The 22665-nt window shown below is 61.3% G+C and carries 11 protein-coding genes; 2 read left to right on the top strand and 9 right to left on the bottom strand.

The window, feature by feature from the left end; translation table 11 throughout:
- Positions 1–89 precede the first annotated feature (89 nt).
- The 7 genes from GYN08_RS22385 to GYN08_RS22355 form a co-directional block, all read right to left on the bottom strand.
- The gene (locus GYN08_RS22385) at positions 90–767 is read right to left on the bottom strand and encodes a beta-mannanase (RefSeq protein ID WP_166279603.1); all 678 of its coding nucleotides are present in this window, start codon (positions 765–767) and stop codon (positions 90–92) included.
- A gap of 276 nt (positions 768–1043) precedes the next feature.
- Complete coding sequence (locus tag GYN08_RS22380) at positions 1044–2396, bottom strand: dihydrolipoyl dehydrogenase family protein (protein ID WP_166279600.1); 1353 nt, start codon at positions 2394–2396, stop codon at positions 1044–1046.
- A 222-nt stretch (positions 2397–2618) separates the two neighbouring features.
- Positions 2619–3944, bottom strand: coding sequence for a VWA domain-containing protein (locus GYN08_RS22375; RefSeq protein ID WP_166279597.1), 1326 nt, complete (start codon positions 3942–3944; stop codon positions 2619–2621).
- 389 nt (positions 3945–4333) lie between these two features.
- Positions 4334–7054: a hypothetical protein gene (locus GYN08_RS22370; protein ID WP_166279594.1), complete on the bottom strand. Its 2721-nt coding sequence runs from the start codon at positions 7052–7054 to the stop codon at positions 4334–4336.
- Position 7055: 1 nt separating this feature from the next.
- Positions 7056–10445, bottom strand: a complete 3390-nt coding sequence (locus GYN08_RS22365; protein ID WP_166279592.1) for a tubulin-like doman-containing protein — start codon at positions 10443–10445, stop codon at positions 7056–7058.
- Between the two features lie 346 nt (positions 10446–10791).
- Entirely contained in the window at positions 10792–12516 is a 1725-nt protein-coding gene (locus GYN08_RS22360) for a vWA domain-containing protein (RefSeq protein WP_235946447.1), read from the bottom strand.
- Between the two features lie 104 nt (positions 12517–12620).
- Positions 12621–14399 carry a vWA domain-containing protein gene (locus tag GYN08_RS22355; protein ID WP_166279586.1) on the bottom strand — a complete coding sequence of 593 codons (1779 nt, stop codon included), beginning with the start codon at positions 14397–14399 and terminating at the stop codon, positions 12621–12623.
- Positions 14400–14965: 566 nt separating this feature from the next.
- Here GYN08_RS22355 and GYN08_RS22350 point away from each other — a divergent pair.
- Both GYN08_RS22350 and GYN08_RS22345 read left to right on the top strand, forming a co-directional pair.
- The gene (locus GYN08_RS22350; protein ID WP_166279583.1) at positions 14966–15925 is read left to right on the top strand and encodes a hypothetical protein; all 960 of its coding nucleotides are present in this window, start codon (positions 14966–14968) and stop codon (positions 15923–15925) included.
- A complete protein-coding gene (locus GYN08_RS22345) occupies positions 15919–17988 on the top strand; it encodes a hypothetical protein (RefSeq protein ID WP_166279580.1) in 2070 nt (689 codons plus the stop codon). Before GYN08_RS22350 ends, GYN08_RS22345 begins: the two co-directional genes overlap by 7 nt.
- A gap of 57 nt (positions 17989–18045) precedes the next feature.
- On the opposite strand, the gene GYN08_RS22340 is transcribed toward GYN08_RS22345, so the two are convergent.
- Positions 18046–20850 carry an endo-beta-N-acetylglucosaminidase gene (locus GYN08_RS22340; RefSeq protein ID WP_166279577.1) on the bottom strand — a complete coding sequence of 935 codons (2805 nt, stop codon included), beginning with the start codon at positions 20848–20850 and terminating at the stop codon, positions 18046–18048.
- Between the two features lie 252 nt (positions 20851–21102).
- The gene (locus tag GYN08_RS22335; protein ID WP_166279574.1) at positions 21103–22617 is read right to left on the bottom strand and encodes an ABC transporter substrate-binding protein; all 1515 of its coding nucleotides are present in this window, start codon (positions 22615–22617) and stop codon (positions 21103–21105) included.
- Positions 22618–22665 lie beyond the last annotated feature (48 nt).

The raw sequence follows: 22665 nt of genomic DNA, 5'->3' as shown, positions 1-22665 counted from the left end.
CACTCGGGCAGCAGCTCGTACAGCTGCCCACCCGCGGCTTCATCCAATACCCCCTTGGGCAAGTGGATAAGCCCCGGCGGCGCAGCCGCTCACTCGGGCAGCAGCTCGTACAGCTGCCCGTACTTCTTCCCGTCCGTGAAAAATACCCGGACATAATCGTTCTTCCCCACCTCGATCTCCGGCAGGCCGGTGCGGCCGGCCGGGAAAGGAGCGGCGAACGGATACACCGTCCCGTCCTGCGGGCCGGTCGGGTACGCGCCGCTCTTCTTCACGTAGCAGAGCACGTCCTCGGCCAGCGGCACCTCGCAGGAAATCTCGATCCGCACCGTTTTGTAAGGGCGGAGCAGCGGTTTCTTTTCCCGGACGGAGTAGCGGATCTTCGCCCGCCCCGCCGGCGTCTCCACCCTATTCGTTCCGTCCGGCTGACGGACCAGCACCGGCTCGCCGGCGCCCGGCAGCGCGGCATATACCGTATACGCGTAGCGCCCGATCCCGTCGAGCCGATCGCGATAACCGCCCGCGGCTTTATATTCCTCGCGCGTATACAGTTTCAGTCCGGACTCGTCGAAGCCTCCGTCCGGCCCGAATACGGCCGTTCCCGCTTCCTGCCGCGCTCCGGCATGCTCCGCATCCAGCGCACGGCGTCCGATATACACCGAATCCGTGCCGGCGGGCCACTGCCACTGCAGCGTGCAGACGTCGCCGCTTACCCGCCGCGTCAATTCGCGGATCACCGGCGAGTCCGGAGCCGCTTCGATAAACCGCATTCCGGATATCCCCTTTCGTCGCTTCTTTCGTCATGCTTCATAGCTTTCTACATTATAGCACAGCCGGCTGCCGCCTTCCCCCGCCCGAAGCCCAGGACCGGGACGCAAACGAAAGTCGTGCCGGCACGGAAAAAGCACGAAAAGCGCGCCAAAAAGGCAGCCGACGTCCATTCCGTCGATCGGCTGCCTCCCGGAAAGCTTTTGCGTTTCGGAAGCTGTCGCTTCACCGCCGCCGCTCGCGAAGCGCAGCGCTCGGAAAAATTCCGAGCCCCGCCTTTATTCCCCCTGATCCTGCGCCTGACGCAGCAGTCCCGCAATCGTGGATTCGAACGAAGGGAACGCGTAGATGAGCTGATCCGCCTGTTCGGCTTTCAGCTTAAGCGCGATGAACGGCGTCAACGCATTGATGATCTCCAGAGCCTCCATGCTGTAGGCGGCCGCGCCGGCCAACCGGCCCTCATTATCGAAGACGAGCGTCAGATGCGCTTCCGTATCGCCTCGTCCGACAAAGTCCCACTGCTCGCCCAGCTTGACGGGTTTGACCGCGTAACCGCCGCTTTGTTCCGCTTCTTCCGGCGTCACGCCGATCTGCGCGATCCGGGGCACGGTGAACGCGATCGTGGCGATCGGCGGATACTGGATCGGCCGGTCGACCGCGCCCGTCAGCGAAGCGGCGAGATACTTCGCTTCAAAGACGGCCGTCGGCGTTAGCCGCGGCTGCTTCTTGTCCAACACGTCGCCGCTGGCGTAAATATGAGGCTGCGACGTGCGCAGGTACTCGTCGACGACGATGCCTTTTCGGGTGTGTTCGACGCCGGCCGCTTCCAGACCGAGGCTGTCCGTGTTCGGTATTCGTCCGGTCGCGTTAACGACCAGGTCGACGGGAATCTTCCGCCCCTTTTCCGTCGTCAGCAGCAGTTCCCCTTCGCCCTGCTCCACGCTCGCGGCGCGATCGCCGAAACGGAACGAAACGCCGTCGCTCTTCATCTTCTCGGCCAGCTTGTCCGCATAAGGCGGATGGAAGCCGTTCAAGACGCGATCGGACGTCTGGACGACGGTCACCTCGCGGCCTGCCTTGGACGCGATCGAAGCCAGCTCCATCGAGACATATCCGGCCCCGATGAACGCGATCCGCTTCGGCAGTTCCGGCAGATAGAGGAAATCGTCGCTCGTTTTCATCAGCTCTTTGCCCGGAATATCCGGCATGGCCGGCCGCTGACCCGAAGCGATGACGATCTTTTCCGCCGAATAGGGCTGCCCGTCGATCTCGACCGTATGCGGATCGGCAAACCGCGCTTCGCCGTGCAAAACGGTCACGCCCGCTTTTTCCAGCATTTGCTCCAGCATGCCGGGCAGCGGGTCGATGATCGAATTTTTATGCGCCATCAGCTCGGACCAATTCAAGGCAAACTGGCTGCTTAGGCCTTTTCCGGCGTAAAGCTGCGCGTCCTCCATGACTTTGACGGGGCCATCCAAAACGATCTTGGGATCGCAGCCGTAATTGGTGCATACGCCCGCAATTTTGTGGCGCTCCGCGATGGCGACCTTTTGGCCGGCTGCGGCCAGCGGCAGCGCCGCGTTCCATGCGGCCTGCCCGCTTCCGATAAACAATACGTCGAATGTGCTCATGGGATCTCTTCCTCTCCGGTTGGGATTGGGAACAAGGGACGATTGCGATAAGCAAAACTTTAAATTCAATATGACGCTATTTAATTACGCGCTATCCACAATATTCCTTACCCTTCCCCGAGGTGTCTCAACCGAAGAAAAGCCCCTATCCCCCGATCCTTTGCCGCTCCGATCGAACGTCGGCTTCGAGTCCGTACGGCAAAGAGGACGTTGCCCGGCCGGTCAGAATCCGCTGCTGCGGTCGCCGGCACGGCCGCCGAGGCCTGCGGAAGGATTCGTCGTCGCTCCTTTGCGTCCGCGTTCTTTGCGCTGCGGCTCCCGTACCGGCACGATCAGAGTAAACAGCGCGATGACGGCCGCCAGCGCCAAATCGGCCAACAGTCTCGTCGTCGAGCCGCTGAGCGTATCGCCCTGCAGCCCGAACTCCAAGATCAAGCCTGCCGCCAGTCCCGCGACCGCTCCGCCGATCCCGAAGCTTTTGGCGAGGAAACGGTTGTCGAACATGACGCCGAGCGCGGCGCCCAGCGCGGCGCCGATCAGCAGAATCAGCACGATATGCAGAATTTGCAGATAAGTGCTTCCCGCAGGCGCTCCCGTCCGTTCGGTCAGCAGCGTATGATCGTCCAGGTTCCGGTAAATGTCCTGGAAAGCCAGCGAAATCTGATCCGCGTTCTTCACGTCGGTATACGTGCCGCCGGTACGGTCGGAGATACTTTGCAGCCGCTCGAATCCCTTGATCAATTCCTGGCGATCCTGTTCGTTAAGCTGCGGGTTGTCCCGATTGCCGAGCCCGATCGCGTTGATCGGCACCCGACGGTCGCGATACTCCTCCAGCACCGCGTTCATGTCCACGTCCGTAACGCCGTCCGACAGCAGAATGACCATCGCTCCGCTGTCCGGGCTGCCCTGATCGCGAATATGATCCATGGTCGCCGTAAGCGCCTGGTCGATCTTCGTGCCGTAGGTCGTCGGCTCGATCGCGTCGATCTTGGCGTAAATCTGCTGCTTGTCTCCGTTCGTCGCGGTCGAGGTGAGCGGCTGAATCAGCTGCGGAACTTCGTCGAACGTGAATACGGCGACTCTCTTTTCCGCATCCATGCGCCCGATCAATTCCTTGGCGGCCGTAAAACGCTCGTTCTCGGGGTCGTTGCCTTCGTGTTCCGCATCGCCCGTCATGCTGCCCGAATTGTCGATCACGAGCACGATGTCGTTGATCCGTTTTACTCCGCCCAGATCCAGCTCGTACACGAATTCGAACAGCGAGCCCAATGCCAGAAAAGCGGCCAGCGTCACCGGAACGAGCATCTTCCACGACAGTCCCGCGTAACGCTCCCTCCAAGATCTTCCGTTCAGCTTCGGCGAAACCATCTCCGCGATCAGGCAGCCCAGCCCGATGCAGAAGGCGAGCACGCCGAAGTAAATCCCGATGAGCAGGATGCTCGACATTTCTCCTTCATAACGATTCAGCAGCCACTCTCCGATGCCGAACCCGACCGCTCCTCCCGCGATCGCCAGCAGCAGCAGAAGCAGATTGATTTTTCGCTGCACGCTTCCTCACTTCCTTTCCCCTTTTCTCTCTGTAAAGCCGCCATTCATGGCAGCCTGGCCGCAGACAGCAGCGTACGCGCACAGCCGCTCGGCGATTCCGAGCGGCCGTTCGATGACCCTGCCAGGCTATCGCGAATGTTCTGCGAAAATAGCTGCGTCAGAGCAGCTAATTCCGTCTTTTCTCTTGTTTTTTCGAAAATAACTGCATCAGAGCAGCTATTTTCTCAAAATCGAACCAAAAACAAGCTTTGTGGCCGAAATAAATGCACTTACGCAGCTATTTCATCCAAATCGATGTTAATCCGCAAAATAACGACCCTTACGCAGTTATTTTGCCAAGTCGACTACCCGCAGGGCCGGCAGGTCGCTTCGCCAGCCCGACAGCCCGCTCATACCTCCGGCAGAGTCTCCGCCTCGATCGCATGGAACTGATATCCCGCCTTCACATAAGCGTCGTAGTAGACGCGGCCGTTACGGTAGTACATCAGATCCTCGATGTGGAAGCCGCCCATCAGGTTCAGCTTCTCGACGCCGTCGCTGCGGCGTTCGTGAACGTAGCCGACGCGGTAAATGCGCGACGTCTCCTCTTCGTTCAGCGCGTAGCGCATGAATTCGCCGTTCGCGTCGCCGAAGAAATACTTTTCCTCGTGGCGGTGTTCCTGCGTGTAGTCGAACAGCCGCAGATTGATCGCCGCCCGCTCTTCCAGCTTGCGGTACAGGATGCGGAACAGGTCTTCCTTGGTCATCGTCTCGCGGTTCTCGTACTCGACGGCGACGTTCGCCCGGCGCAGCAGCTCCTCCTCGTACGTCTGCACGAGCGGCTCCGCGCCCAACAGCTCGCGGCCGCACAGCTCCGCCAGCCGCGCAAGCAGGCGGCGTTCGCCGGCGGAAGCCGGCGGAAGCCCCGCATCGCTGACGCCGGACAGCACGCCGCCGGCATAAGCGGCCGCGTACGGACTGCCTGCGGAAACGGAAGCCGCACGGTCCGCGCCGCCGGAAGCCGAAGCGCCGGAACCGTAAGGTCCTCCCGCGTCTCCGCCGCCCGTCGCCGAAGGTCCCCGTGCTCCGCCTACGCCGTTCGAACCGCCGCCCGGCCTGCCGGCATTCCCGGCCTTCCCGTAATCTCCGCCGTCCGCAGCGCCGGCCGCTCCGTATCCGTCCTCCGGACGCTCCGCGATCAGCGCGGCCAGATCGCCGAGACGACGCTCCTCGAAGTAATAATCGCGGCCCCGCCGATCCTCGGCGTCGCGCATCAGATTGTCCACGACGCGCTCGTAATAAGGCATCAGATTCTGGCCGATATAGTCGTCGGCGCTCTTCGCGCTGTACTCCGCGGCGCGGCGCAGCCGCTCTTCCAGCTGTTCTACGCGGCGGATCATCGCTTTGTATTGAGCGTGCAGAGCGACGAGCGCGTCTTCGTAGCGGCGGTACAATTCGACTTCCGTCTCCAGCCGCAGAATGTTCAGCTTCAGGCCGTACACGCTCTCGAAAAAGTAGCGCACGAAATTGCGCACGTTTTGGCCGTCCCGCAGCAGCGCCTTCTTGAACGGCTGGTCTTCGACGATCCCGCCGTAGACACGGTCCAGCTCTTCCCGCGCTCCGCTTAGCTCGAGCATTGCCTCGCGCATCCGCTCCAGCAGCGCCGACGGCGCCGCATTCGCGGATTCGGACGGATCGCTCCAGGCCGCGATCCGGTACAGGCCGTGCCGCGCGTCTTCCGCCGCGGCGCGGGCGGCGTATTCGCGCAGCCCCCGGCCGATGTCGGCCTCGCCCATGCGCCGCTGCGCTTCCGCCTCGAAATTGCCGCGGAAGAAACTCTCCGCCGCCGAACCGAACAGCGCCTCTTCCGCTTCATGCAGCGTCATCCGGCGAATCGACGAATACGAGGCGGACGAACTCATGATGCCGTTCATGTCCTCCAGCCGGCCTTCGTCCGGCGCGAGCCGCTCGGCCCGCCCCCGCATATGCGGACGGTCCAGCTCCAGCCGGGCAAGCTGCTCCGCGGCCGGCGTATCGGGAATGTCCCGCATGCGGCGGTTCAGGCCGCGCGCGAAATGGTACAGCACGGCCAGCGCGATGGAGCGGTCCGGCCGGGTCACCCGGGCGAACCCGCCGGATGCCAGGCCGCGGCGGCCGGACTGGCCCGCCAATCCGCTCTTGAAAGCGGAATTGTTATATTGTCCGGCGCCCGTCTTCAGCCCTTCCAGCGGCTGGTCTTCCGCGGTTCCCGCGGCTCCGGCGAGTCCCGCCGCCGCCGAACCGCCGTCGTGGCGGCGGTTCTTGAGCAGGTGCGCGTGGCAGATGATTTCATAGCCGCCGCGCAGCCCGCCCGGGGAGGCGATCCCCCGCTCGTTCTTGTCCGACAGGATGTAGACGAGGTCGAACAGCGGCGACGGCGCATGGTTGACGTCGATCGTCAACCGGTTTTCCGTCACCTGAAGAGGCGCGGAGAAAGAATACTCCGGCCGCTGCATCACATCCAGTTCGCGCAGGAACGATACCCCGACGGAGCTGGAATAGCCGAAGGACTCCGACTGTTCCTGATCGCTCACCAGCACGTACAGGTCGGTCTGCACCGACTTGAACGACTGCCCGAATACCGCGCCGGCCAGCAGCGCGATCTCCGGCGTCAGCACGTTCATGACGTCGTCCGCATGAACGACGACGGACAGGTGCAGACGGTCGAACGACGGAAACAGCCGTCCGCTCTCCGACAGCATCCGGCTGGACCGGCGCAGCGCGCGGTTCAGCTCGTACAGATGGTCGGCAGCCGGGTCCAGAAACGCCCGGTGCGTATCCCGCCGCAGCGTCTGCTCCTGCGGAGATCTCCCGCCGAAAGCTTCCCAACGGAAGCGCACCGCCTGCCTGTGTCTATCCAGCGCGTCCTCCTTCAGCGAAGCGTCCGCGACGTGAAAATACGCTATGCCCGCCGCATTGTCGTACTTGCGGGCGTTCATCTCCGTCAGCGCCGACGCCGCCTCGGCCGCCCGGTTCCCGACGAACAGGAAAGCGGCCGGATAATGCAGGCCGCTTCTCCCTTCCGCGAAGCCGGGCAGCTCTTCTTCCCTCGCCGCGTACGCGGCGGCGAATTGCTCCAGCAGCTCGTTCATATTATTTCAACCTTTTGCGCAGATCGTTCAGCTTGGCCGCCGTTTCCTGATAGAAGCGGTAAGCTTCGTCGCCGTTGACCAGCTCCATGCGCTCGTATTCCAGCTGCTGGCGCGCTTCGATGAACGTCGTATACAGCTCGTCCAGCTTGCCCAGCAGCAGAGACACGTCTTCCGAAGCCGTCAGCTCGTTCGAGCGGCGGGAAGCTTTGCGCAGCAGCGTCTGACGGTCTCTGTCGTTCAGTCCGCGGAAGACGTCGTAGATCTCGAAATGCGGGTAGCTGCGGCTCTTCATGAGATTGACGAACGGCTCCCAGCTTTCCTCGTCCTCTTCGCGGTCGTACACGTACAGCGCGCCTTTCTTGACGATCGTGTCCGTATAAAGCGCTTCGATGTACTGATCCAGCAGGCGTTCCTCGCCGGCGTGCTGCGACAGCAGCGATTCCAGCTCGGCCGCTTTGGCTTGGATCATCTCGTACTTCGCCAGCTCCTCGCGCACGCGGCGGGTCTGTTCCGGCGAACGGATCAGGTTTTCCTTGGCGAGATCTTCGTTGATGCTGCCGAAGATGTCCTTCGTCGATTCGCGGTCGATGCCTTCGCTCAGCAGTCGCTTCAGCTCGGCATGCGCCCGCTTCACTTCGCCGAGGTTCGGCTTGGCGCTCTGCAGCTGCATGTCGAAGCCCGACAGCGCCGCGAACAGATCGAACGGCTTCGTCGTCACGACCGAATAGCGGCTGCTCGTCGTTTGGTCGGCGTCTTTTTCGATGATGACTCCGTACTCCCTCGCCCGGTTAAACTCGCCTCGAACCCGGTCGTTATACGCTCTGACGCGGTCGTTCAGATACACGTCGCCCCACGACTGCTGCGGAATCGGCGAAGGCAGGTACGTCCAGTTTTCGCGTTCCGTCTGCACCAGGTGGCGTCCGACGCCTTCTTTGCCGAGAATGGTGCGTTCGTAGTTTTCCTCGTAGACTTTCAGCGGCGTATAGACGAACAGAGGCACCCCGTTGCGCGTGTTGAGCCAGAAGATCCGGTTTTTGACGCGGCTCTCCTTGACCGTGAAGTTCGACTTGCCGATCGCGTTCTCCTGATAATTGCGGATGCCTTTCAGAATGCCCGGCGCCTCCACCGGCACGGACACGAAGCCCCACGACGGGAAGTGCAGGTTGCCGGAGCTGTTGCTCAAGTGGAACACCGGAATCGCTTCCTCGTCCAGCTTGCCCGCGATGTTGCGTTCCACGAATTTCTCGATCGATTCGTCCTCGCCGAACTTCATCCGCAGGAAGTCTTCCATCGACTGCGTGATCAGATCGCCGAATTTGCTCGTCAGGAAGTCCGAGATCGAGCCGACGATATCCACTTCCTGCTCCTTGATCCAGCGGTCCGAATGATCGAGCAGCTCCTGGGAGAAGTCGCGGATCAGATCGTCCACGTCGCGGCTCTCCATAATGCTGCCCACCACTTTGGAGATATCCGGCACGCTGACCACGTTCCAGTAATACGTTTTGTTGCCCTTATGATCCACCTGCTCGTCGCCCCGGGTCAGAATCTCGCCGTTGCGTTCGAAGATGGAGCTCAGCGCGTTCAGAATTTCGGTAAACACGCCGTAAATGCGGTTGTTTTCACGGTTCAGCAGTTCGTAAAAATCTTCGTAGAACTCGATCATTTGCTCGGTGCGCTCGATGTCGGCCCGCAGCCAGTATTCGGTCATTTTGGCTTCGATATAGGCGTTCTTTTTCTTGTCCCGGGAAATGAGCGCGCTCTTCGCGTCACCCAGACGCTCGTTCGCCTGCTCTTCGGCCGCCTCGATGTCGCGCGGGATGCGCAGCAGCGTTTCGCGCAGGTTCTCGATGTACGCCTGGAGCATCTTGAGCAGGGAGAAGCCTTTTTCCGTATAAATCAGTCGCGATACGTAGAAAGGACCTTGTTCCGGGCTCAGGAAGCTGCGGCGGACCTGCTCGGAAAAACGTTCCATCATGTCGCCCGGCAGCTGTTTTTTCATTTTGATGTATTCTTCGCGCGCACGCGTCAGGAACGTCTGCTCCAGCTCGACGTCCATGCTGACGTTCTGCATTTTAACGACGTTGGCGTAGCTGAGGCGTTCGCTGTTCTGGTAGCCCGGGATCGGTTCCGGCACTCTCGACTCGAATGTCTTGAGCATGGAATCCGGGTCGAGGCCCAGCTTCTGCGCGAAGCGCTCGATCTCTTCCTGGTTCGGCGCGTGCTGGAACATCTTCTCCATCTTCTGGAACAGACGGAACGCGAGGTAAGTCGTCATTTCTTCGATCGGCAGCACCGCGGACGAAGCGCCGATGATGTTGTAATCGTAGTTGGCCGGATACGCTTTGTTCATCTGCGCGATGTTCGTGCGGATGTTGCTGATATAGTCGTGGATCGCGAACTCTTCGCCGGACGCTTTTTCCTCGCTGGCCATGAAGTTCGTGATGTTCTCCGCCGTCACGTTCATGCAGTAATCGTACGCGTTCTCCAGCAGCTTGCCTTCGGTATTGGTCGCGGAAATCAGATGGCACAGGTTAAAAGGCGGCAGCGGCGAGTTGACGGTCAGGATGCTGCCGTACTGCTGCTTGAACCGCTCTCCGCGCGCGTCGACGTTCATCCAGTAGTCGAGCTCTTTGAGCGCCGCGTAGCCGTTCTTACGGACGTATTCGCGCGTATGTTCGCTGAGGCTTTTGTTCGACAGGTTGACGTCCGGCGTGAACAGGTAGCCCAGCATGTTGAGACGGTCGATACCGGCCGATCCGTGATCGCGCTCGACCAATCCGCGGATGATGTATGAAATATCGAGGAACGAGCCGCTGCCCGTACCGCCGGACAGCCCCGTCAGCAGGAACACGGTCAGTTTTTTGTTGGTGCCGACGGACAGCGTCTTGATCTTCTTGTCGATCGCCTGGACGACCTGATTGATCTTGGTGAACAGCAGCAGGCGTCCCGCCTGGCGCACGCCGGCCGCGCCGTTCATGCCGTCGGTGATACTGAGCTCGGGCGACAGCCATTCCGTGATGTAAGGCTCGAGGATGCTGCGGTTCTGCAGCAGGCCACCGATCTCGGCGTTGGCGAGGAGCACGAATTCGTTGATCGGATCGAGCCCGATGCCTTTGTAGCGCTTGCCGCGATCCTGTTCGTTCGTCTCGAACGCGAGGAATTCGACGTTGGACGGCTTCTCCATTTTCTTCTTCGAAACGGGATCTTCCGGCAGCTTGAAGCGGCGGTTGATCTGGTATTTGAGGCGCAGCAGGGCGTCGATGCCCGTGCCGCCGAGACCGATAATAAGCATCGGGTTATCGATGGTGTCGACGCGGATCTTCTCGCTGACGATGCCGCCTCCTAGCGAGACGTCGAGCTGCTGGATATGTTCTCTTACGATCGGTTTCATGTGCTGCTCCTTTCGGGATACGGCCTTGACGCGGGGTACGCGGAAGGCCGGTCGGTAAATGTAAAGTAAGGATGGAATACATCCCTGGACTGAATACTGACGAAAAAGCAACATTTTAAGCAAACAATCAGATTTTCACAGTGAAAGCCGGCAAAAAGCCCCACTGCTTCGTTCAACTGGTCGGAACCGCTCTTCGGATTCTTCGATCATAGTCGCTATGGGTTGGGCGAAGCTCCCAGCTTCGTTCAGTCGATCGGAACCGCTCTTTTGGATAGAACTCGAAGTCAGTTAAACCGTCCGGCTTCGAGTTCTTCGATCATAGTCGCTATGGATTGGGCGAAGCTCATTACACCAAATATTCCATCAGGATCGTTTTGCCGGCTTGGGCCATCGGGATCGTGAGGCGGTCGCCGCTTTTGAGCTCCAGCCCCTTCGACGTGTCGACGACGCGGCCGGACTTCTCGATCGGCACGCCTTCGGCGCTGCTGCGCAGCACGATGCGGTCTTCGGAGCCGGGCGTGAACACGATATTTTCCGCATCCTTCAGCTCGGGAGCGAGCTGGAGAAGCTGATGCAGATTAAGACGGCCTTTGTACGTGTTTAGTTTCTTATACTGCGGATAAGAACGTTCGCCGGTATTTTCGTCGCGGATCTCGATGACCATCTGGCCGACGAAGCCCTTGTTCGCTTTTTTCAGATAACGCATGACGAAGAACGCGATTGCCGCCAGCAGAATCAGGGCGAGCACGCCCAGAATGACCGGAACCAGCGGGAACTTTTTCTCCGTGCCCGCTCCGCCCGACACGGCGCCGGATGCGGCGTCGATGGTGATCGGCGGGGATTCGCGGTAGAAGCTGTCGGCTTCGGCCCGGACCGTCAGCGTGTACTTGTGCGCTTCGGGCAGCTCGTAACTTCCGTCGAACTGCGTCCCGTCCAGCGTCATCGGAACGCTCGTCTCGGTGCCGGTATCTTCGTCTTTCGCGACGAGCGACGCCTTCATCGTGCCGTACAGCTCCGGCGAATCCAGCTTCTGTCCGCCGCTCGTCAGGTAGGCGGATACGTCGACCGTATCGCCCTTGCCGTAAGAGGAAGCGCTCAGCGGAGCGGTCGCCAGCTCCAGGTCGTAGTTGAACACCAGATTGATATCGATCTGATCTTTGTCCGCGCCTTTCACGCTCAGCGTCCAATCTCCTTCCTGCGGCTTAATCATTTTCAGCAGCGAGTACGTCTTGGACGTGGACAGCGTGACGGAATCGGACGGAATCGCGATTTCGGCGCCGCTCGGATCTTTCAATTTCAACTCGACCTTCTGCGAGGAAGTGATCGATACGTTCGCTTCCAGGACATTTGCGTTCGGTACGGCGATCGTCACGTCCTGGAAGCCGCCGTTGCCCGTCAGCGAATCGACCGGCACGATGTTGAGCTGCTGGTGGCTGGCAAAAATCTCGCTCAGAATGCCCGGCAGGTCGTCGGCCGAATCCGTCACGAACGATTTGCCGGCCGTATCGGCCGCGATTTTTTCAAGCTCGGCCTGATTCAGCTTGCCGTCGGCGTTCAGCCCGATCGTATAGATCGGGATGCCGGCGTCTTTCGCCTTTTGGACCGAGTCCGCGAGCTCCTGCTGCGACTGCTCCGGCGTCTTGGACTTCGTCGTATTGAGCTGCGTATTGCCGTCGGCGAGCAGCACGATCATCGGTTCATGGCCGGACTGCGTACTGCGCTGGAGCATATTCACGGCTTCGGTCACGCCGACGGCCGTATCCGTATAGGCTCCCCGGCCGAGCTGGCCGATGAACGTCTTGAGCTCGTCCTTGTCCGCCTGGCTTTGGATCTCCAGCAGCGCCTTCTCCCGCTGAACGACATCCGTATAAGAAACGATGCCGACGCGGTCCCCCTGAACCGGCAGCATGTCGATAAAGAGCCTCATCGCCTCGTTGCCTATTTTCTGCGGATCGCTTGTCGCCATCGAATTGCTGGCGTCAAGCACGAGCACCGCGTCGATCGGAGCGGAACCGGCGGATGCCGCCGCTCCTCCGCCCTGCCCGGACGCCGTGCCCGAAGCCGCGGCCATCCGCGCTCCCGCCGGGAACAACCCCGCCGCCAGCAGCAGAACCGCCAGCAGCGGATAAACCAGCCTTTTTATTTTCGGTCCCATTTCGGCAAAACCCCTTTGTTTTATCTATTCGTTCGGTATTCCAACATAATGACGCGGTCCGTCCCGCCCGGCAGCACCGTCACCCGGTCGCCGCCCTTCAGCGGAAGATCGTAGGCCGGTTCGGCCAGACGCCCTCCCCGGCGGATCTCCACGTTCGGGGTCCGGCTGCGCAAAATCAGCGTTCCTCGGCGTCCCGGCCGAAGGAAAATCCGTTCCGACTCCGCCGTCTCCGCTTCTTCGAGCAGCCTCTGAAGACTCACCCTTCCGCGAAGCGCGGACAAGTCCGCGGCGCGTTCATGCAGCACGCGGCCGGAAGCTTCTTCGGCGACCTCGATATGAAGCCTGCCCGAAAAACGCCGGTTCGCACGCGTCAGCCAGAACGTCAGTCCGCCGGCAGCGGCGGCGCCCGCCGCGCCGAACAGTCCCGGCACCGCCGGAGCCAGCGCGGCCAGCAGGCCGTTCGTCTCGGCCGCGGCCGGCTGCGTCGATACGGAAGGCCCTCCGCTGACGTCGATCGAGACGGGCTCCGTTTCGCGGTAGAAGCTCGGCGATTCCGCCCGGACCGTCACCGCGTAATCGTAAGCGCGGCTGAACGTATAGGAGCCGACGAAGCGGCCGTTTTCCAGCGTAAGCGGAACGTTCTCTTCCAGTCCGCTCTCCCGTTCCCGGACGACCATCGTCGCGTTTGCCGCTTCGTACAGTTCGGGCGCGGCAAGTCTCCTGCCCGACCGCGCCAAATAAGCGGCGATGTCGAGCCGGCTGCCCCGTTCGTAATACTTGCCCATCGGCTCGGTGACGAGTTCGAAGTCGTAGCTGAACACCAATCCGAGCTCGACCGGCACCCCTCCTTCGCTTTTGACGCGCAGCGTCCAGACGCCGCGTTCGGGCCGGACCAATTTAAGCAGCGAATAAGTAGACGATCCCGACAGCGCAACCCCTGCGGACGGAATCGCCACGCTCTCTCCGTCCGGCCCGATCAGCCCGATCTCGTCGGCGGCCGCGCCCGTGACGGACACGTTCGCTTCAACGACCTCGCTGTCGGGAACGTTTATTTTGAATTCCTGAAATTCATTGCTCCGCGCGGCATCCGCCTGCACCGGAATAACCCTCGACCGCTGATGCCCGGCGAAGATTTCGCTCAAAATATCGGGCAGGTCGGCGGCCGAAGAAGTCACGAACGCTTTGCCTCCGGTCTCTTCCGCAAGGCTTTCCAGCGCGGTCCTGTTCAGCGTGCCGTCCGCATTCAACCCGATGGTATAGATCGGGATGCCGGCATCCCTTGCCTGGCCCGCCGCTTCGGCGAGCTGCGCCGCGGAATCCGCCGGGGTCCGTGTCCCTTCGCTGTCCAGCGAAGTGTTGCCGTCGGCCATCAGGACGATCAGCGGATCGCGGCCGGCTTCCTCGCCCCGAAGGAGCATGCGTACCGCTTCGGTTACGCCGACCGACGTGTCGGTGAACGGCCCGCGTTCAAGCCCGCCGATGAACGTCTTCAGCTCCTGCTTGTCGGCTCCGCCCCGAATTTCGAGCAGAGCCGTCTCCCTCTGCACGACATCCGTATACGAAACGATGCCGACTCGGCTGCCTTCCTCCGGAAGCATGTCGATAAACAGCCGCATAGCCTCCGCGCTGACGCCTTCCGGGTCGCTCTCCTCCATGGAATGACTCGCATCCAGTACGAGCACGGCGTCGATCGCGGACGGGCTTCCGACGTCGGAAGCCTTCGCAAACGGTACTGCGGCGGGCGCCGCCAGCGCGGCAGCCCATAATCCTGTCAATAATACAATGGCCCGGCGTCTCATCCTCGGCAGTGCACCTCTCGATTGTTCATTTGTGCGGGACTCTTCGCTTCCTCGTCCCCTTACTGCCTATCGTCGAAAATCCGACGCCGCCGGTTCCGGCCCGAAGCCGGAAGCCGACGACACTATCATAGGCCTGTTTTCTGTGAAAATCCTTAATATTTCGTTAACAACTTCTGAAAAGGCTGTAACTTCGCGGTCGGCCTTCCTGTTTCGGCTAGACCGGCCCCGGTTGCGCCCGGCTCCGTTTCCGGCTATCTTTAAGCAAGAAGGCGCTGCCCAAATTATAGCGTAAAACGCGCAGCGGTTCACAATTCGCATCCGTCATGAACGGCAGATGCGATTTTTCCCGTTGAATATTAGGAAATATGCCCGCTACCGGGCCAGGAAAGGAACGTGCAGCGATTGTCCGCCTATTTGATTTATCTCACATACGGAGCGCTGGGGATTTTGTTTCTCTTTACGGCGATTAAATCCCTTCTTTATATCCGCAGTTCCAAGAAAGCGCCCGCGCGGGCCCAATTGGACGAGCGGCTGTTGAACACCTTGAACGAACGGCGTGAGCAGCCATGAACAAAAAAAACGCCGTGACAATCAAGCCCTACGAACGCACGGAATATGCCTACGACAAGCTGCGGGTCTGCCGCAAATGCGGCAGCTACACCGTCCTGTCGCAAAAAGTATGCCCCGCCTGCGGCAAACGGACGTTAACCGACGTGCCTTCCGCGGCGAAACGCGAAGTGCGGCGTTCGATGCAGTCGGAGCGGCTGTTCGCCGTCCTGCTGGCTCTGCTGGCCATGTTCTTCGCGGACACGATTCCCTGGATGGCGATTTCGGCGGCGGCGGGCCTGCTGCTGACCGCCATGCTGTGGGTCGTTCAGCGCCGCACGACGGAAGCGCAGATCCGCATTCGTACCGACCGGATGTTCGCTCGGGATCAGAACCGGATTCGCCACGGGATGATCCAGGACATCAAAGCGGCGGAAGGGCTGCTGGAAGCCCGGCCCGCTCTTGCCTACGAGATGCTGCGGGAAGTGAATACGCTGCTGCGCAACGACCCGATCCGCAACCTTCAGGCGGAACTGCTGCAGACCTTCGTGCTGCGCCGCGATATGGACCTGCTGTTGGAACCTTTGATCATGGACGGATTCTCGCCGCATCTTGCCGGTTACATCGGAGAGGTCGCCAAGCTTAACCGCGAATTGATCAAGGAAAGCGCGATCCGCTACTGCCTGCGCTACGAGCCGCAGATCCGCGGCATGCACCGCGGCGAAGACATTCTCGCCGCCGTAGCCGGCGCGGCCGTACGGATGAAGCGTTACATCGAGCTGTATCCGGAATTCATCCGGCGCTACACGTACAAGCTGCCCGCGGAACGGCTGGAGAGGCTGCGCGAGGTAATCTCGCAGCATCCGGGCAGCTTCGAACAGCTGAAGCTCGAAGCTGAAGCGGTCCATCGTCTGCGCTTCGGCGGCCGGGATTCCCACGCTTCGTCGAATGAGGGCGGGCAGGGCGGCTCTTCATGGTAAGAAAGCTCAAAAATCTGTTTGCGGCAATACGCGGCGTTCTGATCCTGCGCAATCTGCTGGCCGTACTGTGCGCCGCCGCGCTGATTGCCGTAACCGTCAAGGCGGTTCGGATCGAAGCGAAGATCGGGCAGGTTCGGCAGGCCGACGCCTACTACGAGCAGCGCCGCCTTATTCCGGCCGAAGCCGCGTATGCGGCGGCGCTGTCCGATACGGTCGTCCGCTACCGCGAAGGACATATCCGGGAAAGGCTCGCCGGGCTGGTTCCGGTGACCCGGCTGCGCGAAGAGCTGCTGAAGACCAAAAGCGAGATGCTGACGGCTTCGGAGAACGGCGACTTCGAAGCTTTTCTGCTGGCTTACGAGACGTACGACGGCTTCGACCGCTTGTCGTCGGAAGGCGAATTCGCGGCCGAATACCGGGAGCTGAACGAGCGTTACGAGCTGACCGCGACGGCGGCGAGCGGCTTTGCCGATTTCCGGGCAAGCTTCGAACAAGCTCTTGCTTCGAATCTCGAAAACGAAAGCTACGCCGACGAATCCGCCAAGTGGAAGCTGCTGCAGATTCCGGCGGCATTTTTCGCGAATGCGGATTCCGGAACTTTGTCCGCATCCGAAGGACAAAATGCTGCGGACTTCGAGTCCGTCAAGACGGAAAAGCTGAACGCGCTGCTGCAGGATTACGATCGGCGCAAGCTGAAGAAGCTGGCCGCCGCCGGACGATATGCGGATATGCTGAACGAAGCGGAGTCCACAATCGCCGCTTACGGACAGCGCGGCTTCGAAGCGCCTTGGGTACCGGATCAGGCGGAAAAGACGGCCGATACCGTTCTGCGCAAAGACCTTGACGCCGAAGCTTACCCCGCTTTCGCGGCGCACGCCCGCGAATTCGCGGATTTCGCGGCGCAGACCGGCCCAGGCTCCGGCCTGGTATCATGGATCGAGGCCCGGGTCGACGGCTTGATGAACCGCGCGCGTTCGCTGGTGGCGGACAATCGATTCGAAGAAGCCATCGCGCTCTATAAGGCGCTGTCCGGTTACTCCGACACCGCGGAAGAGATAGCGCAGGCGGAAAATGCCTGGACGGAAGCCGAGCCGCTGCGCATTCTGCGGGCGGCGGACCCGTCGCATACGTATTCTCTCGCGATCAGCGGCAAAAACCGATTCGGCGCGGATTTGTACACGGCCGCGCTCGACGAAAACGGCACGCTTTATTTCGGCACCAAAGACGGAAGCGGCACCTCCGTATTTACCGGTCCGCAGATGCTGACCGGCCTTGACGTGCTTCGCCTGGATATCGAGGAAAGTCTGTCGACCGAAAGCTCGCCTGTTATTTTGGCCGAATCCGAATCGGCGTCGCGCAGGGCCGTCTACACCGCTCTGCAGCTTCGCGATTCTTCGTTCGTTCAGATGTTCCAAATCGATGCCGACGGCTACGCGATCGAAAACGGAGGCCGGACGCTGCGCGCCGATCGTCCCGCCGATGCGGAAGAAGACGGCCAAACGGCAGTCTACGAACGTTACGGCGACGTCTTCGTCTTCGATATGTTCGAAGGCGGCACGCTGGAGATCGGCGGCGAAAATCCCGCCGGGCATGCCGGCCGAAAAGTACGGACGCTGCTGACTGTCGTCGAATCGGGTTCCGGCCAAGCGCTGGCGCTGGCTGCGGACGGTTCGGACATTCTGCTGCGCGGCGGCTTCGACTTCGAACCGGGAACGTATGCGGTGACCGGTACGTTCCGGGGCGAGTACGCCCGGATCGCCGTCGACGATCCGGCGGCATCCGGCGGGAGCGCCCTTCCGCCGGAAAGCCCGACAAACGCCGAAACCGGAGGCACCGACTTTCCGGAAGGCGGCGAAGCGGCGGAAGATCCGTCCGCGGCCGTTCCGAATCCGGGTCCGGATACCGCGGAAGACCTCCCCGGCGATTCCGGCGCCGGAGAAGCGCCCGAAGATCCGGCGGCATCCGAAAGTCCGGCCGCTCCGAACGATTCCGCCGTGCCGAACACGCCGGCTTACCGTTCCGTGCCGGTCTTTGAGGTCGACGCCGTCGCGCCCGGAGCGTGACCGACCGATTCGACCATGCGAAAAAGCGCGGCTTCAAAGTGAAGCCGCGCTTTTCCTTTATTCCAGCCCCATCACTTCCAAAGCATAAATCCGCGCCGCGGTGTCGCCGCCCTGCGTCGGCTTGTCCACGACAAGCCGCACGTAGCGCGCGGACGTCAGCGGAATGGCGTGCTTGCTCAAGCCCGACGCATTGTCCGTCACTTTCACGGCGTCGGTCCAGTTCTCGCCGTCATCGCTGATCCGCAGCGTAAACGCCCGCGTATTAAACGCGGCGGGCTCGCCGCCGGTCTCCGCATGCTTGAGGACGAATTCGCTGATCTTGCGCGCTTCGCCCAGATCGACCGTCAGCGTATGCGGGCCGTCTCCGACGGCGCACCACTTGGTCTTGTCGTCGCCGTCGACCGCCATCGGCGGCGCCTCGTTCGCGTTCGTAAAGCCCGACGCCGTCACATCCGCGCCGCGCGCCAGATCGGTCACGCCGCCGGCCGCCTCCTCCGTTACAGTAATCATTCGCCGGGTCAGCGTATCTTCGCCGACCCGGTTTTTGGCGATCAGCGTCACTTCGTATTCGCCCGGCTCGTTGTAGACGACCGACGGATTGCGCTCGCCGCTGGACGAAGGCGCGCCGCCCGGGAAGCTCCACGACCATTCCGTCGTGACCTCCGACGAACGGTCGGCGAACCGCACGGTCTCGCCCGGCGCGATCAGCGTGCGATCGGCTTCGAAGCCTGCCTGCGGAGCGGGGTAGGCCGGCCACTCGAACGATACCCGGCTTTCCTTGCCGGCTTCGTAATGGCGGTTGACCGGCGCGACGATCAGCGTCGTCTCTTCCTCTCCCTCGGCCCGGCGCAGCTCCGGCACATAATAGACCGTATTCGGCGTCTCGCCGACCAGCTCGCGCGCGCCGTTCGCCTTCTCGCGGTATACCCGGTAGAACGCGGCCGATTCTCCTGCGGCCGGCGCGTTCCACTTCAGCCGGGCATCCCCGTAGATGCCGTCCCGGAAGTCGTTGTCCGTGACGGCAAGCCCGGTCACCGCATCCGGCTTGCGCGCGTTGTCGCTGACGGTGCGGACGGCCAGCTCGCCGATGTTGGCCCGGTAAGTCTCGTCGCCTGCCTTGCCCCCGAACTTCAGGGCGATTCCGGCGATCGTGCGCCCTTTATAGGCGTTCAGCTTGACGCTGCCCCGCTGCCAGGATTTGTCCTTGCCGGCCGACTGCCAGTTTTTCGGCTCCAGGAATACGTAATCGTTCGGGGCTTCCGCGAAGGAAACGCCGATCTGCACGGAGGCGTTCTTCGACGATTCGTTCACGACCGCCGAGATTTCCATCGTTTTCTCGACCGGGATCTGCGTGCGGTACAAATTCACCGTAGTGGAAGCCCCCTTGACCAGGCCGCCTTCGACCTTCAGCGAGCTGCCGCCGTAATAGGCGCGCTCGAAATCGAGCGAAGGCTCGAGCGCCTTCCCGTCGCCTTCCGAACGGATCATCCAGCGCCAGGTCGGCAGGATGTCCTGAAGGCTGCGGCTGCTCCACTCGCGTTCCCGGACGATTTCGCCGTTCACGGCGAACAGCCGCCCGTTGCCCGTGCCGAAATGCGTGATGAATTCCGGCCCCGTCACGACGCTCTTGTCCGCGATGTCCGCCGCGATCCCCCTCCAGGCGTACGGGTTTGCGGGATCGATCGCCGCCGCCCGGCTCGGATCGCCCGCCGGCCCGGTCCAGAACGTCTCGTCCTTCTCCAGAAATTCCTCCTGGGTGGACGAATTCTTGAACGCCCAATCCGGCCGGTACAGGCCGAGCGACATCGGCGCTCCGCCCGCGGGGAACAGCTCCGGCCAATTATAGCGCCCGTTGTAACCGTTCGCTTCCACGTCGATGCCGGCGAACAGGTCGTACGGGCTGCGTCCCAGCGCCTCGGCGGCGGCCGGCGAAGAACGGAACGCCGGCAGATAGCTCGAAGACTGCCAGCGGAAGTCCAGGAACATCGCGTCCGAAACCGTCTGCCCGCCTTGTTGGAAAAATCCGTCGTTCTGTCCGTTCAGCGCGCCCTGCCAACGGATCGGGCCGGATTCGATCATCGAATCGTACCAGAGAATCTCCATGTCCGGATCCTTGATCTGCTGCAGATATTTCAGGAAGTCCTGCATGTCCGCCGCGTCCTGCGCCGTGCCTCCCTGCGTTTCCTGGTTGATGAACCAGCCGTCGAACCCGTAGTAGCGGGCCGATTCGATCAGCTTGTCCGCGACCGGGAACGTCCCGTCCGAATCCTTTTTCAGCATATCCCGCATCCATTGGATCTTACCGCCGTGCTCCGTCTGCGGCAGGAACACCGTTCCGTAGACCGGCACGCCGTTTTTGTGGGCGGCGTCGATCACGTCGGCGCTCGGCGGCAAGATGATGCCTTCGCCCGCCGAACCGCCCCACATGACCAGCTTGTCGACGTACTGCCAGAAGCCGAACGCGTACGTGTGGAACACGTCCGAACCCTGAGAAGGCGCGCCGCTCGTGCTCGGATACATGGCGGACAGCGCGATGACCTGCGCATCCTTATCCGCGTTCGGATTGACCGGCGCTCCCTGAATCCGCTTGGCCTGCAGCGGAATCGATCCACGGTTGAACGGCGCGTCGGGATCGGACGAAGGCGACCATTCCAGCAGCGTGTTCGGGTACCAGTAGGACGAATGCGGTTGGGCGGCCTCCGCCTCCCGGCCGAAACTCAGCGCGGAGAACGCCAGAAGCGCCACCGCGGCGGTTCCCAGCGTTTTTTTCCAGACCGGTTTCAGCGTTAACTTCGAATCAGCGAACTTCGAGCCGGAGCTTTTTCCCACGTTCAAAGCGGGCTTGCGTCTTTTCGTCTTCATATAATGTCTCATTCCTCCTGGGTCATTGATGGATTGACGGATCAAACGATCGGCGTCGGACATGCCGCAAAAAAAGCACGAAAGAGCAAACGGTGCGGCCGCTTCGTCTTTCGTGCCTTAAATTCGGGAAACCTGCTATATCCGCTCCGCCGCAGTGCGCGGCATGCCCGTTTCATTTTTCGGCGCTGCCGAATATCGCGGTGGAGGGGCGGACCGGACGGCGCATTCGTTACTTTCGGGTTCGGCTGCCTCTTACTTGCCCTGCTCCGCCGCCCAGGCGTCGTACTGCTTCTGGGCTTCCTCGATCACCCGGTCAATGCCGGCTTCCTTGAATTTCTGCTGCGCTTTCGGCAGATACTCGTTCGGATCGACCGAGCCGGTGAACAGCACCGGAATAAACTCTTTGGCCACGTTCGTGATGGACGCGACCTCCGTCTTGACCGGCGCGGTGTCGAAGTTGAAGCCGAACGTCGGCGCGACGATCGCGGATTTGTTAAACTCTTCGAACTGCTCCCATTTGTCTTCCGGGTCGCCTTCGTGCAGGTAGGTCAGGAACAGGTTGCCCAGCGCGAAGCCCGGCATGGCGTAATTCTCCTGCATCGCCGGCAGGTCTTCGATGTAGCTGCCTTCAAGCTTCTTGTAATGCACGTCCTCGATGCCGTACTGAATCAGGTTGCGCAGATAAGGATCGGTGTTGAGCAGGTTAAGGAACATCATCGACCGCTCCGGGTTTTTCGAATAGGACGAGATCGCCATCATGGAACCGGCGGCGGAGCCCGTCGCGATGACCGGCTGCTGCATCGGGCGGCTGACGATATCGTAGCCCGCGCTGCGCGACCAGCCCAGATCGGCGTACGGCTGCGTGATTTCCTTGTCGACCAGCCATTTGCCCGTTTTCATGTTGTCGATGCCTTCCAGCGTGGCGATGTCTTCGCGGACGTAGCCCGCTTGATAGTATTTGCGCATCGTGTCCAATGCCTGCTTGAACTCCGGCGTATCCAGCACGTTGACGTATTTTTTGTCGCCGCCTTCCAAATACATGCCGATCGGAATTTCGTCGCCGATCAGGAAGTCGAACGGCAGCGGCGGCTTGAACGATTTAGGGACCGCAAGAGGCGTGATGTCGGCCGGCTCGTTTTCCTTGATCGTTTTCAGCAGCGGCTCCAGGCTCTCGAGCGACATGACGCTGTCGATGTCGAGCTTGTATTTGTCCACGTATTTCTTGTTAAAGCGCCACACGGCCTGCGAAGCCAGCTCTTTCTGGTTCGGCACCGCGTAGTTGACGCCGTTCACTTGACTGCCTTCGAGGAAACGCGGGTCGATCGTCTCCTTGATGCCCTGTCCGTACTTGTCGAGCAGATCGTTCAGCGGCAGGAATGCGCCTTTCGCGGCATTCGGCAGATAATCGAACGCCCAGGCGCTCGTGAACGCGATATCGTAGTTCTCGCCCGAACTGGTGATGACCTGCATGCGCTGGGTGTAATCGCCCCAGTCGATCATCGAGATATCGAGCGTCGTGTTGAGCTTTTCTTTCAAATATTTGTTCATTTCGTCCTGGACTTTCGGCAGGTCCGTCGGCGTCGGTCCGATCAGGTACAGCTTCAGCGTGACGGGATCGAGCTTGGAGACGTCTACGGTACCGTCGCTCTGCACCGCTTCTTCCTCTTTGGCCGGCGCCGCCGTTTTCGCTCCGCCTCCGCATGCCGCCAGCAGCGACATCATCAGCATCAGGGCGAGCAGCAGCGGGAGCGTTTTTCTTTTTGCCATGAATGAACCCCTCCATCTTCAAAGTAGTAACGCTATCAAAAATGCGCG

It is taken from the genome of Saccharibacillus alkalitolerans (assembly GCF_011090185.1).
GTDB lineage: Bacteria > Bacillota > Bacilli > Paenibacillales > Paenibacillaceae > Saccharibacillus > Saccharibacillus alkalitolerans.
The sequence above is the reverse complement of the archived record's forward strand: the minus strand, read 5'-3'. Positions and strand labels throughout refer to the sequence as shown.

What these genes read in the sequence shown, in the direction of transcription:
- GYN08_RS22385 (WP_166279603.1), bottom strand. Translation starts at nt 767, where the DNA reads ATGCGGTTTATCGAAGCGGCTCCGGACTCGCCGGTGATCCGCGAATTG.
- GYN08_RS22380 (WP_166279600.1), bottom strand. Translation starts at nt 2,396, where the DNA reads ATGAGCACATTCGACGTATTGTTTATCGGAAGCGGGCAGGCCGCATGG.
- GYN08_RS22370 (WP_166279594.1), bottom strand. Translation starts at nt 7,054, where the DNA reads ATGAACGAGCTGCTGGAGCAATTCGCCGCCGCGTACGCGGCGAGGGAA.
- GYN08_RS22365 (WP_166279592.1), bottom strand. Translation starts at nt 10,445, where the DNA reads ATGAAACCGATCGTAAGAGAACATATCCAGCAGCTCGACGTCTCGCTA.
- GYN08_RS22360 (WP_235946447.1), bottom strand. Translation starts at nt 12,516, where the DNA reads ATGGCCGCGGCTTCGGGCACGGCGTCCGGGCAGGGCGGAGGAGCGGCG.
- GYN08_RS22355 (WP_166279586.1), bottom strand. Translation starts at nt 14,399, where the DNA reads ATGAGACGCCGGGCCATTGTATTATTGACAGGATTATGGGCTGCCGCG.
- GYN08_RS22350 (WP_166279583.1), top strand. Translation starts at nt 14,966, where the DNA reads ATGAACAAAAAAAACGCCGTGACAATCAAGCCCTACGAACGCACGGAA.
- GYN08_RS22345 (WP_166279580.1), top strand. Translation starts at nt 15,919, where the DNA reads ATGGTAAGAAAGCTCAAAAATCTGTTTGCGGCAATACGCGGCGTTCTG.
- GYN08_RS22340 (WP_166279577.1), bottom strand. Translation starts at nt 20,850, where the DNA reads ATGAAGACGAAAAGACGCAAGCCCGCTTTGAACGTGGGAAAAAGCTCC.
- GYN08_RS22335 (WP_166279574.1), bottom strand. Translation starts at nt 22,617, where the DNA reads ATGGCAAAAAGAAAAACGCTCCCGCTGCTGCTCGCCCTGATGCTGATG.